The following is a 13,923-nucleotide window of genomic DNA, read 5'->3' on the forward strand; positions in this document are numbered from 1 at the left end:
AAGTGAAGTTAGCATCGGGGTTGGCAAACTGCGGATGATTCAATGCGTTAAAGAACTCGGCCCGAAATTGGAGACTGCCGCTCCCAATAGGCCATCGGAGCCCTACCGTTTTTGATAATGCGAAATCCAGGTTCGCTTGTCCGGGACCATCTACAATTCCGGTCGCACTATTCCCAAAGCCGGTAGCGATGCCATCCGAGCCAATGATTGGCGGGCTCACAAAACAGGAAGTCTTAAAATAGTTGCTCAGTTTGGACTCCACCGCGCCCGCCCTCACAAGCTGGCTCTTCGAGCAGGCGCCGCTCAATTGCGCCCGGTCTTCGTTAATTCCAAAAGCGTTGTTGGTATTGGTGTCTGCGATGGTGAGAGCGCTGCCGGATTGAATCGTAACTACTGCGGCAACGGCCCACCCTCCCAGAACCGTCTGTTCGTATCCATCTGACGGGCTGGGGAGACTCCATGTTCCGCTGAAGACCAATCGATGAGTGCGGTCAAAGCTGGCTCTCCCCCATCGCTGACGGGGAGAGTTTTGATCTCCCAGCGTCAAGGCATTTCCAGATGAAGTTGAGTTAATGTCGGAGCCATCAGAATCCAATACCTTGGCAAAGGTGTAGGAAGCGAGGAATTGGATCCCGTGGTTTAACTGCTTCGTCAGACTGGCCTCAAGCCCGTTGTACGAGGAGCTGCCTTCGGATTCCATCTCCTGAAGCGAGTCTGGAGGTACCCCGCGAATGGGGACTCGCAGTGAAATATTCGCAAAGGTATTTGTGGTCACCCCCCTGATTGGCTGGTTCGCGGAAGCTGACAGAGCTTGATTCAGAGATCGTTGACGCACCAGGTGTGTGCCGTGCGTGCCAACGTATCCAATTTCCAGGAGCCATCCCATTCGTAGCTCGTCCTGAAGATTCAATGAATACTGCTGAATCAAGGCGGGCCTAAAGTCCGGAGCGACGGAATAAATAGTAGTGGCAGACGTCGGAGAGTACGCGGGGAAGAAAGGAAATGACTCCGGAGTCGGAAACGGCTGTTGGAAGGGCGCTTGCAACGTCGCATTAGCGTTCGCTTCCCCGGTATTTATGCGGAACACCGAAAATGGGGCGCCGAAGACATTTTGATAAAAAGCTTGGCCGGTGGGCCGTGAATAATACATTCCATATCCCCCTCTGAGTGCTAATTGGCTTGTGTCGGGCAAGAACTGCCACGCAAATCCAAGTCGCGGAGCGATTGTGTCTTGTCCGTCGCCATAGGTTCCGAAGGCATTACTCGCACGCAGAACACCAGGAGGGAGAACACCCGAAAAGTTGGAAGCCACTATGTAACCCGCCATACTTCCAACTGCTGGAGGGTTGGGATCAGCTTTGCTGAAGTCGAAACTCGCGTTTCTACCCAGATTGTCGGCAAATTGACCGAGGTGCTCGTAGCGAAGGCCGACGTTCACGGTGAGGGACTTAGCAGCTCTGAAATTGTCCTGCGCAAAGCCTGCGCCTTCCCAAACTCCGTATTCCCGTTGCGTAAGGCCGAAGTCATCGGCGGAGGCAAAGACATTGCTGAAATCTGTACCGTTATTTTCAGCGCTGAGGCCAAGTAGAAAATCCGGCCAGCTTAGAAACCGCAGGAACGAGCCAAGGCCAACGAGATTGACATCGTCCAGCAGACGAGTGACCGATCCGCCCAATCGGACCGTGTGGTTCCCGTGAACGAAGCTAAGGTCATCATTGAACTCAAAACTGTTTTGGGTGATCGTTCGCGGAAACCCGGAGGCCATGCTTACCGAACCGACAATACTCAAGCTAGGGAGCTCGTTGTTGTAACTCATAACTCCCTCGGCAACGCCCACATCTGACCAACTAAACGGGGTCCTGGCCTCTGTACTTGCTCTCGTCCTGACATATCCCAGTCGAGCTTCGTTGAGCCATGTGTTTGTGAAGGTATAAGTGTGGGCGGCCGAGAACACAATAAAGCCAGAATCGCCGGGACTAGGAAACCCCGGGATGTTGCCGGCCGGATTAAGACCATTACCTGGAAAAGTGACGGTCTCGTCATCATCCGCGAGGAAAAAGTGGATAGCGATCTTACTCTTCGGCTGAGCAAGGTACTCAACATTCGCCAAGAACTGGTCGTCGCTGAAATTGCAGGGGGCCGAGATGGCCGAAAACCCCTGTTGCACTAGAGGCTTCGTCGGGTCGACCGTCTGCGGCGTTGGGATCAGGAAAGATCCGTCAGGAAGTTTGAAATTCAAGAGGGATAGAGCGACGGGATTAATGTTTGAGCCATCCGATCGGATCGCCGTACCTCCGTGCATGCCGGTCATCCCGGCAAACATTTGGCCGAGGCCAGTGGGAGTACGGTCACTGGTTAGCGGCGGCTCAGTAAGGCTCGCGGTGCAAGCGGTTCTGGATTGGCCGGCAGCGATACCGTTCATCTGGCGCGTTCCCTGGTAGGAACCAAAGAAGAACATTCTCTCCTTTTTTATCGGCCCTCCTAGCGCGAACCCGGACTGGGTTTGGCTGAGAACGGGGCGTCGTTGGCCTGTTCGATTCAGAAAGAAGTCGTTAGCGTTGAGAAACTCATTGCGCAGGAACTCGAAAGCGGACCCATGGAAACTTTGGCCGCCAGTTTTCGTAATCAGAGTGACATTCGCACCTCCATAGCGCCCGTACGCCGCGTCATAGAGTCCTGTCTGGACCTTGAACTCCTGTATGCTGTCGGGGTTGGGGATCGGAATTCCACCACTGCCCGCTGCGCTCCCCTGTACGTCACTCACGCTAATTCCGTCCAACTGGAAATTGTTGTCATATGAGCGCGCACCGTGCACAAAAATTCCATCGTTGGACGCGGCAATTTGCGACAGAGCGGTTCCGCCGAGGCCAAGTTCCCCCGCGTTGTAAACTCCGGCTGATACACCGGGCGAGAGACTTACGAGTTGGGCAAAGTTCCGCGTGACTAGCGGCAAGCCACTGACTGCGGTCTCGTTCACCACTCTTCCCAATGTCGAAGAGTCGAACTGGACCATCAACGGCCCCGATGACACCTGTACGTGCTCAAGACGCGTCGCGACACGAAGATGCAGGTCGAGCCGCAATGTCTCGGTTATAGAGATGTTTATCTCGGGCAGGCTCACTGGTTCGAAGTCTGCCTTGCTCGCATGAAGCGCATACTTGCCAGGCGGCATTAGCAGGAATATGAATCTTCCATTCGCGTCTGACGTCGCCGACTTGCTCTCACCGCCTCCTTCTCCAGTGAGATCAACAACCACACCGGAGAGAAGCGCTCCAGAGGAATCAAGCGTGACGCCATCGATGGCGCCGGTTGACGCTGTCTGACCGAAGGCGTGCCCCAAAGAGGCCATTCCAATGGCACACACGGAAAGCCAGGCCAACCATGGAGGAGGGCGCAGCGAATGCGATGATTTGGACCAAATGAGCACCGAAAACCCTTCTGAGGAGGGATGATTTCCGGTCCAGCGAATAGAAATGACGAGGCTAACTCGATGCCGCTAACTCACACCGAAGATCGCCGAAACATGTTAGGCTGTTGTGCGCCTTGTGACAAGCCGTCACCGGCTGCACTCACTCTTTCAATGTAAGCCAACTATCCGCCACTGTAAGTTTTGACAGTTTCGGGTTGCGCCGCTCCAACGAGGATCGCTGAAGCCTGTAAGTTCTGACAGATGTCGAATTACTCATTTGTGAGGGAGACTAATCCGGATGTCTTCTGACTTGAGAAGCCGATCTCCCGGGCACCAGCCTGGTCGATACGCCAGCGTGATTGCAGGCTTCTCTCGTTCCCTGGTTGGATTGTCAACGCTGAGAAGTCTTTTGTCTGGTGGGCAAAGAGCACAACCACCTCCCCGGGGAAGACCTGAACTTTGGGCTTCGAGGAAGCTCATACTTGTACTGCTGGGAACCTTATTTCTCTTTCCGTTCCCTGCCACAACCCAAATCAGGGAAGTCCGGCGCGTGCTTATTCTCAACGAGCTAGGGCTTTGGTCACCCGGCGTTGCTGCCATCAACAAAGAGATTTTTTCTGCATTAGAGAAGTCACCCTACCAGATCGAGTTCTACAGCGAGGATCTGGACTCAAGCCTTTTCCCAGATGAAGCCACCCAGCGCGAGTTTTTTGAATGGTATCTCCATAAGTATCGAGATCGTAAGCCCGATTTGATCATTGCGGTTGGGCCATCCCCCATCAAACTAATGTCCGACTCTCACGAGTTGTTGTCTCCAGGAACACCCATTGTTTTCTGGGGAAGTACGGAAGAGTTTGCAGAGCCACCAAAGCTTGACTCTCACTTCACCGGCGTTTGGGGAATCGCACGCCCGGGCCGGACCTTGGAAGCGGCGCTGCGACTAGCGCCTAATACCAAGCACGTAGTTGTAGTGGGTGGCGTGGCGCCATATGACCGCTATCTCGAAGGTCTGGTTAAGCAAAGGTTTCGGAGTTACGGATCGACACTGGACTTCACCTATCTCACTGATCTGGCGATGCCCGAGCTCCTCGAACGATTGAAGCACTTGCCGAGCAATACGATCGTCTATCACACCTCGATCATGGAGGACACTGCAGGAAAGCACTTCATCGATGCACTTCAATCGGTTCCGCTGGTGACCAGCTCGGCAAACGCACCAGTCTTTTCTGTGGACGATGTGGATGTGGGCACGGGGGCAGTCGGGGGCGATGTATTCAGCTACTCCCTCGCGGGCCAGGTGGTTGGCAGTATGGCTGTCAGGATCCTCAACGGGGAGAGGCCGCAGGATATCCCGATCATTCGAGGCTCCAACATCTACATGTTCGATTGGCGCGCCGTGAAACGCTGGGGCCTCAAAGCGAGCGAGATTCCCCCTGGCAGCATTATCCTCAACCGTGAGCCGACTGCCTGGGAACTTTACAAGTGGTACATCCTTGGCGGCATTGTTCTGATTCTTTTGGAGACGCTGCTGATTGGTGCCCTGCTCTGGCAGCGGATGAGAAGACGAACAGCAGAAAATGAGTTGAGAATCAGTAACGACCGGCTTCATCGCGCGGTGGAGGCCGGAAAATGTGTCGGATGGGACTGGGACAAGAACACTGGGCGCAACCATTGTTTCGGCGATCTGCAGACGGTATTCGGAATCGAATCGGATTCCTATGCCGAGCAGGCTGAGGACTTTCGCCGCTTGGTATTTCCGGAAGATCTGGAACTTGTCGAGCAGGCAATCATGGATGCCGAACGAGACCGGAAACCGTACGACGCAGAATTTCGCGTTGTTCGCGCAGACGGAGCCGTGCACTGGGTCTCTGCCAGGGGGAAATTCGATGGCGCAGGTAATGGCGATCTTCGAATGTTCGGCATGGCGGCGGACGTCACTGATCTCAAGAAAGCTGAAGAAGCGCGCCGACAGAAAGAAGCAGAGCTTGAGAAAACCCAGAAGCTGGCCAAAGTAGGGGGTTGGCGATGGGATCCGGAAACTGATTCGGTTTCCTGGTCTGAGGAGCTCTATCGCATCGCCGGTCTCGATCCTACTCAGCCCGCGCCCAGCTACAAGGAACATCCAAAGCTATACACGACCGAAAGTTGGGAACGGCTGAGTCGTGCTGTAGAGGAATCGTTGCGAACCGGAAGCGAATACAAGCTCGATCTTGAGATGACTCGTCCTGACGGCACAACGCGATGGGTGATCGGGCGAGGCGAGGCGATCAGCGATGACAACGGTCGCATCGTGCAACTTCATGGCATGGTACAGGACATCACTGACCGCAAGAGGGCGGAACAGGAATTACAGGCAAGCGAGGAACGGCTGGCGGGCATCGTGGGGTCCGCGATGGATGCGATCATCGCGGTCGACGAGGAGCGACGGATCGTGTTGTTCAACGCGGCCGCGGAGAAGATATTTGGCTGCGCCCAGGATGAAGCGGTTGGAACTCTCATCGATCGCTTTATTCCCGAACGCTTCCGCTCGGAACACGGAGCATACATGCGCCGCTTCGCGGAGTTTGGATCCGCCAGTCGCGCCATGGGAACGTCGTCCGCTCTCTGGGCAATCCGCTCGAACGGTCACGAATTTCCCATGGAAGCATCGATAGCCCGCATCGAATCCCAGGGGAGGGGCTTGTTTACAGTCACCATTCGTGACATCACCGAGCGGCGTCGTGCCGAGGAAGCGATACGCGAAAGCGAGCAGCGCTTCCGCCTAGTCGCAAACACCGCACCTGTAATGATTTGGATGTCGGACATTGGCAAGCTTTTCAACTACTTCAATCAGCCGTGGCTCGAATTCACCGGTTGCTCCTCAGAGGCGGAGCTTCGCAAAAGCTGGGCAAAGATGGTGCATCCGGAGGACCTTGATGCGTACCTGGATATCTACCGGACAGCGTTCGTCCGGCGCGAATCGTTCCGGCTGGAGTACCGGGTGCGGAGACACGACGGAGAATATCGCTGGATTCTCGATCATGGCGTGCCAAGATTTGATTCGGACGGCACATTCGCCGGCTACATAGGATCTTGCATTGACGTCACTGTTCGCAAGCTGGCCGATGACGCTTTGGCGACCGTTGGGCGGAGATTGATTGAAGCTCATGAGGAAGAGCGAACGTGGATTGCGAGAGAGCTACACGACGATATCATTCAGCGACTCGCCGTGTTGGCCTATCAATTGGATCAATGGGGAACCGAGGATTCCTCAAACTCACCTCTTCCGGGTCACCTTCTCGACCTTCAGGAGCAGATTGCCGGGATTGCCGCAGACACGCAAACCATCTCACATCGCTTGCATTCTTCCAGACTCGATTTTTTGGGCCTGGCCATTGCGGCCAGAAGCTACTGCAAGGAACTCTCCGAGAAAGCTAAAGTGGAGATCGACTTCAACAATGCGGACATGCCATCCACTCTCCCGAAGGAAGTCTCGCTTTGCTTGTTCCGGGTTATGCAGGAAGCGCTGCAGAACGCTGTCAAGCACAGTGGCGTTCAGACCTTTAAGGTGGAACTGAGCGGCACGCCAGATTCCGTTGAATTGAAGGTGGCGGATTCAGGACGTGGTTTTGAAGGGCAAGAGGCGCTCTCGTGTAGAGGTCTCGGATTGGTCAGCATGCGCGAAAGACTTCAAATCGTACACGGCGAATTGAAGGTCCAATCGAAACCCGGGGCGGGAACCACGATTTATGCTCGCGTTCCATTGAAAACGCCTGAGAATCACGTAACGGCGAGTTCCGAGAATCAAAGCCAGGTTTTGAAAGAGCTCTGACGGAATGGCTCTGGCCTTCCGCCAAATCCGAGACGAAAGAGCATGAATCCCCAGTGACGGCCTTGACGACCCGGTAGTTGATTGTGCCAGGGATTCAAACCCAGTTGTACCCTAAAAACTGATCGCGCCTGCTATCTGCACGGAGTATCCCTGGAAGCCTGCCCTGTTCGCGAATTCTTTAAAGAATTTGAAACCCAGGTTCACTTTTCGTTGTGGGAGCAGGACGTTTGACGCGAAGCCCAGCGCGTTGACCCTGTAATGCGCGGCTGCCTGCGCAGGAGTGATTGTTGGTCCTGTCTTGTCCGTCGTTTGCCACTGCTCGTACCCGACGAGCCCGAGTTGCAGGAGTAAGTCCTTTTGCAGAGTGAGATTTTGCGTGACAGAGTAATCGAGGTCAAGGGTTTGCCCGGGATGGATCTGAGTGCCCTCCTGGGTGGTATGAAATTCGTACATCTGAAAGGCAGAGAGCGCGGTCCTTTTCTTCTCCCCCAGATAAAAGGTCTGGCCTACCGCCACGACTGGAGTCCAATAACCAGAACCAACGTTGTCGTTTGCGCCCGCGACGAATCTTCCGGTGGGTGCAAGGAACCCGCAGATTGCTCGAATGTCAGCCCTCTTCTTCTGCCAGCCAAGAATAAGCGGTTGATAGTAGGAATCAGCGAAACCGCCACCACCGCTAACTGCGCCCTCAGTATCCGAACTGAGCGAGTTATTTGCAATGGGTAGTGTGGCCGAAACCGATATCTTTGCGCCGCCCAGCGCTTCGATCTGGTTCTTGCTCACCCAGACAAAACTGTTGAGATCCATCAGGACCGAGTTTTCTCCGGTAGCCAGGACTTCTCCATTCGTACCCCTCAGTTGATCCCGACTGTAAATTATGAAGAGATTCGAATATGTAAGTCCAGATTGGGGAGTAACACCGGAGTTGGTAGCGCTCATGCCCAGTGGATACACGCCCCTAACCTGTGCCGCAGTGGGCGACACAAACGCGAAAGCTGCCGCGACGAAACCAAGCGAAATCTTCCGAACAAGAATGAAAGTTTTTCTCACTGAAAATCTCAAGTTCGCTGACTTGCTGATTAAGCCTTCTCACTGGTTCGGGAGCGGCGCTGTTCCGCGCTGAACTCCGCGGTGCAGAGACGGTTGTTCCTGCAAGTGACGTGATGACGGACTCAGCCATTGGTGATGGGCAAACTCGGCGAAACATCGCAGCGAAACAAACTCGCCAGTGCGCCGGTGACTGCAGTGACCCGCGATCATAGCTGGGCAAGGTTCTTCCAGAACCGCTCCAGGCTATCTGTCCCGCCAAACAAAGTTGTGAAGATCGTGGAGTCGGCGAGCAGGATGTTGCCGGCGCGTTCACCTCCGGGGGGCAACCAGATGCAAGTGTTGAATTCGGTATTGCCGGCCGCTGTGAATGGATGCGGTCTTTCGAGATCGATCGGCTGACGTGCCAGGACGTGGACGGAGTCTGTTTCATCCTTGGTAACCGCGTAGTGCGGAAGATGGGGATGGAAGTTGAAGGTGCTGACCCCTCTTAGCAGATTGATCTTGTCCAGATCTCTGTTGATCGTAAGCGGTGCGATTTGGCTGGTTCCCTTGACCAGCGCCGGACGGAGTCCAAACATATTCATGACGGGAACTCCAAGCCCTTTCATTAATGATCTCGTGTATTGTCCAAAGCGCTGCTGGCGTGGGACCAATGCATCGCCGTGGTGAGCGTATTCCATTTGCCGCTGCGTCATGTCATCCGTGAAACCGACGTCGTGGTGCGGTCCAATCACCAGAGTGGTCCCATCTCGCTTCAGCCACTCACGGATGGCGCTGATTTCTTCAAGTGCCGCTTCCTGTTCCGAAACCAAATGATCGAGACCAAAAACCATTAGTGTGTCTGTGTCGCGCAAGATCCGTTCATCGATCGGAAGCTTGTATCCTGCCTGGTCAATCCGCTGAAATACAGCGACCGGATGACCGGTAACTTCGCCAACCACCTCTTGGAAGGAAAGAGTGGAACGGTGAAACAACTCCAGCGTGCCTGCGATGCCCTGCAGGAAATTCATCACGTCCCAGTCCTTCGTCTCATAGCTTGGCCACGCCACACGACGAACCTCGGTCATGGTGGAGAAGCGATTGTCCATTTCCGTGACATCGCGATTGGATTCCCAAGGGTAGCTCCAGGTCCAGTAAATGCTGAAGCGTTTCTTGCCTGGCGTGTAGCGCCGCGAAATCTGAGTCTGATTGTATGTTCGTGCTGATTCGAGTTCACTCATTGTGGGATCCAGTTCCAGATCTAAGGTTGAGGGATTGACTTGCCCTAACTCACATTCGGAAGCGTCGATAGATACCGAAGCGCTTTAATGCCCGGGAGAAAGAAATAAGCGCCACCCCGTACCGTAGTGAAGGCGGGCAGCCCCTTGATCTTCTTGCGGATGGGTCTGTTGGGAATGGTCATGTCAAAAGTGCCATCCTGGGTGCCACAGATCGGATCACGCTCATTGCCCAGTTCATGAAAAGCGGGATCGTTCGCCCAGACATTCATCGCAAACTCAAACTGTCTAACCAGGCTGGCGCAGCCGATGAAGGCGGCGATACCCCGCTCTTTCCCGTCGTCGGGAACGCCTTCCGGTAAAGGCGGTCCGTAAGTACCTCCTCGCCGAATCATCTTGTGTCTCTGCATGTTCACTGCTGTGTCGCGTGGGTTCATGCGTCGAATGTGCGCGCCGAGTGGACAACCGTAACCGTGCGGGTCCATGGTGGCGTAGTTGAAGTCGTTATTGCGTTGGGGATCTTTGCCGAGTTCGGGATGATCTTTGTCCGGCGAAAGGACCAGCGGGGCGCCGCTCCGCCATCGTCCCATTAACTTGGCCGCAATGAATTCTTGTTCGTCGTGGCTCTCGCCATGTTCTCGGAGAAATTCGCGAAACGCGCCCACGTGCTCTTCCAACCTGATGTAAGCGACATAGCTGCCATTCCGCGAAAGGATTTCCGGCTGTGGCATCGCAGGGGGAGGGCCATCTTCATCGGGGTAGCCAAGGAAAAATTCGCCCGCTTTGATCGGCGGTCCGGACCCGGGAGTTGGCTCCACGCCTGTTCCCTCAATCACCGGTTGCGAAAGGCGATCCCGGTATCCGAAGTGCTCGCGGACCAACTCGTATGGTGGGATAGCTTCCAAATCCAGCGAAGAGAGAATTTCCACCCCAGCGCATTGCCGCACATACTGTTCGTGCTCCTGACGGCAACGCTCGCGTTCAGCAACATCGCGCGCGAACAGGATGGCAATGGCATGAAGATCTGGACTGTTCAGACTCCCCACCCAGTGATCGGGGTGATTTGCGCCGGTTGTGCCCAAAATCCCCGCCCGCGAGGCCATCCCCTGGCGGAACTCTTCGGGAAAAGTCGACAACGACGTTTCATTCACACCAAGCGCTCGCAAGCCGCTCCACGTAAAGGCAACAGTCACCCATCTGGAGTCCAACTGGCTTGTCCCAGCAATGCCTGCGGTCCCTACTTTTTGTATGATTCCCGCCAACCATCTGCGTGCGCCTTCGACCTGCCGAAATGTTAAGAACTCGTAGCGCGCTGCGAGGGCAGGAGGGCGTGCAATCAGAAAATGCTGGATGTCGTCAAATTCAAGCACAGCAAACTCCTCAGCAAATACGTCAACCGCAATGCGCTGACTACGAGGCGCGCAGTTTCTACCCTCATGGCGCGATTCAAATACTTCTATTGCATCAAGTCGAGCATGTTTGAAATAGCCGCCTTGAGCTTCAGGGCTTTCTTGATTTCGTCGGCGGTCACATGCGGGTATTCGCCGGACAAACTAATTCTTGTGTCGTGCCCCCCAAGTATCAGGAACACACGACGGAATCACAACTGGTACTTCTCCTAGGCGATTCGTCTCGCGAAACTCGACAGGTCCGCTGCGACAGATAAGAGCCACATATTGCTGCCGCACAGTGTGCTCCGAGGCTTTCGACGGAGATCAAGCGTCGCCTGTAAAGTCTGTTAACACAAGGCGTGCGAATTATTTATGAGCGAATGGATAGATATAGGATTTTCCGGCGAGAGCCGCTTGTACCGCCGGAATCAAGTGGGCCTTCATTTGAGATTTCAAGACGTAACCCAGTGCGCCTTCTGCCACGCAGGCGTCGATAAATTCTTGCTCGGCGTGCACTGTAAGGAAGACTGCTCTGAAGGGTGAGATAGATTCCCGCAATTGATGAACAGCATCTATTCCGCTGAGGACCGGAAGGGTGATCGCAGAAACAATTACGTCGGGGCAAAGTCTGCTGGCCTCCGCAACCAATGCAACTCCGTCCGCAACAGATCCGACTACATCAAAATGAGATGTCAAGAGTGCTATGGTTGCCTCGCGAAGGATCGGATGGCTTTCGGCAACGAGTATTCGAGGTCGGATCAAAGTTCGCCTCCGTTTCGAGGCACAGGACACCGCACGCCCAGTGTGCAAACGCAAATAGGTCGGTCGGAGTACACGACTCCGAACTATTTCTAAAACAAGATGCGGGGTATTACTACTAGGGGAAGCCCTAGGGTTTATACGGACTGATGATGCAACTGAGTTGCATGCTCCTAGACACGAAGCGGCCCGGAATTGACGGAAATCAATCCGCGGTCTAAGGCGAACAAGACGAGCTCAGCGTTGTTCTTGATATTGAATGCCTGCATGATGTGATACTTGTGGAATTGGATGGTCTTTTCACTCAGATTGAGGATGGAAGCAATCTCTTTGGCGGGGCGTCCCTCGGCGCATAATTGAACGACGTCACGCTGCCGTTTGGTGAGAGTTTTTGATAACTGACTTACCATTGCCTTGGCGGCGACGCAATCGATAGGTCTCAATTTGGGCGAAAGATAGGTCTGTCCGCGCAAGATATGCTCAATTGCCGCAAGGAGTTCCAATCCTCCAGACCGTTTGAGAACAAACGCCACATGGCCGAGTTCAAGTGCCGCAGCCGCGAGATGCGGGTCATCGTGCATTGTCAAAAACACAAATTTAACTTTCGGAACGGCTTCCTTGATTCTTCGCGCAGCATCAAGCCCGTTCAAAAGCGGCATCGATAGATCTGTAACAACCACATCGGGCCGGAGCCTTATGCCTTCTGTCACCAGGGCGCGACCATCGGCGACGGCTCCGATGACCAGGTACCGTTTCTCGAGCAGGAGGCGTAAGGCCTCAGTGAAAATCGCATGATCATCCGCGATGAGGATGCTGATCTGCCGCGAGTTATGGTGGCCGCTTTCCATGTGAATCCTTTCTGATTCTCGCCTTTCGCATCTGCAGCCGACACCGGCGTTACGAAGTCAGAATCTACACACATTGCACCAAGATGCGATCCAGGTCAAGCTGTTTGATTCGATCATGCAAGAGAACCAGATTGCAGAACCCCTGACAACCTTGTCGGATGCTGCTGGTTCTACGGGCTTCACGTCTTGGAAACCTAGGCATTTACCTTATTGATTTCCCTGTCCCCCTGGGATAAAAGTTCCGGTAGTTAGTTGTGCTATCTCGCGCCCTGTGTGTTTAATCCGACAGCCTGAGGGCGTCAGATTCGGGAGCCGCAGAGGAAGGCCTTGCGATGAAGCCGAAGAGTCTATGTTTCAGAGTCCTACAGAGGATGCGCTGTGCTATCGCTCTCCTGCTTTGCGTTGCCCTTGTCATTTCAGCTGATCCCATCGCATTTGCAACAGCGCAAGAATCAAAGAGCACGATGGACGATGCAAAGCTGCCAAACGATCAACTGGATTCCCTGGTTGCTCCTATCGCACTCTATCCCGATCCATTGCTAGCCCAGATACTGGCCGCCTCCACTTATCCGCTGGAGATAGTTCAGCTCAGTCAGTGGATGCAGAAAAACAGCAAGTTGACAGGAGATAAGGCGGCCGCAGAAGTGAAGAAGCAGGACTGGGATCCAAGCGTTCAGGCTCTCGTGGTTCTGCCCGATGTCGTCAAGATTCTGAATGACAACATCAAGTGGACTGCGGACCTGGGAAATGCATTCCTGGCTCAACAAGGCGATGTGATGGACGCCGTGCAACGAATGCGCGCCAAGGCGAAATCGAAAGGGAATCTAAAGACGACCGAGCAACAGAAGGTTGAGACGACGGTTATTGAAAACAAGGAGGTCATCGTCATTCAGCCCGCAAAAACAGAGGTTGTCTACGTACCCTCCTATGACCCGGTCGTAGTCTACGGGCCGCCGGTTTATCCCTATCCTCCCTATGTTTACCCACCAGGATATGTCTGGGCCGGCGTGGCAGTCTCTTTCGGTGTGGGCATGATGATAGGTGCAGCGTGGGGCGGAGGCTGGGGCTGGGGTTGCGGCTGGGGCGGCAACAATAACGTCTACATCAACCACAATAACAACTTCAACCGCAACACGAATATCAATCGTCCCTCGCAACTCCCGTCCGGAGGACGAGGGAATGTCGGCGGCGCCGGCGGTGTCGGAGGGGTTGGTGGTGTTGGAGGCGCTGGAGGAATCGGTGGCGCTGGCGGTGTTGGAGGGGCCGGGGGAGTCGGTGGTGTTGGCGGTGCTGGTGGTGTCGGCAATCGCCCGTCGCAACTGCCTGCGGGTGGCGGTCGTGACAATTGGCAACACAATCCCAAACATCGTGGTGGCGCGCCATATTCAGACCGGGCGACAGCAGACAGGTTTGGCGGCACTGCTCGCGGCGATTCCAT

Annotated in this window: 8 protein-coding genes; 2 read left to right on the forward strand and 6 right to left on the reverse strand. The window is 54.7% G+C overall.

What is annotated here, in order from left to right; all coding sequences use genetic code 11:
* A partial coding sequence (locus tag WA354_RS14400) for a TonB-dependent receptor (protein ID WP_472813711.1) occupies positions 1-3,349 on the reverse strand: 3,349 nt, incomplete at its 3' end.
* A 610-nt stretch (positions 3,350-3,959) separates the two neighbouring features.
* On the opposite strand from WA354_RS14400, the gene WA354_RS14405 reads away from it, so the two are divergent.
* Positions 3,960-7,220 carry a sensor histidine kinase gene (locus tag WA354_RS14405; protein ID WP_472813712.1) on the forward strand — a complete coding sequence of 1,087 codons (3,261 nt, stop codon included), beginning with the start codon at positions 3,960-3,962 and terminating at the stop codon, positions 7,218-7,220.
* A gap of 111 nt (positions 7,221-7,331) precedes the next feature.
* On the opposite strand, the gene WA354_RS14410 is transcribed toward WA354_RS14405, so the two are convergent.
* The 5 genes from WA354_RS14410 to WA354_RS14430 form a co-directional block, all read right to left on the reverse strand.
* The gene (locus tag WA354_RS14410) at positions 7,332-8,270 is read right to left on the reverse strand and encodes a SphA family protein (RefSeq protein WP_472813713.1); all 939 of its coding nucleotides are present in this window, start codon (positions 8,268-8,270) and stop codon (positions 7,332-7,334) included.
* 206 nt (positions 8,271-8,476) lie between these two features.
* Positions 8,477-9,490 carry a hypothetical protein gene (locus WA354_RS14415; protein ID WP_472813714.1) on the reverse strand — a complete coding sequence of 338 codons (1,014 nt, stop codon included), beginning with the start codon at positions 9,488-9,490 and terminating at the stop codon, positions 8,477-8,479.
* Between the two features lie 44 nt (positions 9,491-9,534).
* Positions 9,535-10,857, reverse strand: a complete 1,323-nt coding sequence (locus WA354_RS14420) for a Dyp-type peroxidase (protein WP_472813715.1) — start codon at positions 10,855-10,857, stop codon at positions 9,535-9,537.
* Positions 10,858-11,244: 387 nt separating this feature from the next.
* Positions 11,245-11,640, reverse strand: coding sequence for a response regulator (locus WA354_RS14425; RefSeq protein ID WP_472813716.1), 396 nt, complete (start codon positions 11,638-11,640; stop codon positions 11,245-11,247).
* Between the two features lie 170 nt (positions 11,641-11,810).
* On the reverse strand, positions 11,811-12,485 hold the full coding sequence (locus tag WA354_RS14430; RefSeq protein WP_472813717.1) for a response regulator: 675 nt from the start codon (positions 12,483-12,485) through the stop codon (positions 11,811-11,813).
* A gap of 464 nt (positions 12,486-12,949) precedes the next feature.
* On the opposite strand from WA354_RS14430, the gene WA354_RS14435 reads away from it, so the two are divergent.
* Positions 12,950-13,923: DUF3300 domain-containing protein (locus WA354_RS14435; protein WP_472813718.1), on the forward strand; the 974-nt coding region annotated here is incomplete at its 3' end.

Origin of the sequence: Occallatibacter sp., assembly GCF_049802275.1 — a bacterium.
Classification (GTDB): domain Bacteria; phylum Acidobacteriota; class Terriglobia; order Terriglobales; family Acidobacteriaceae; genus Telmatobacter.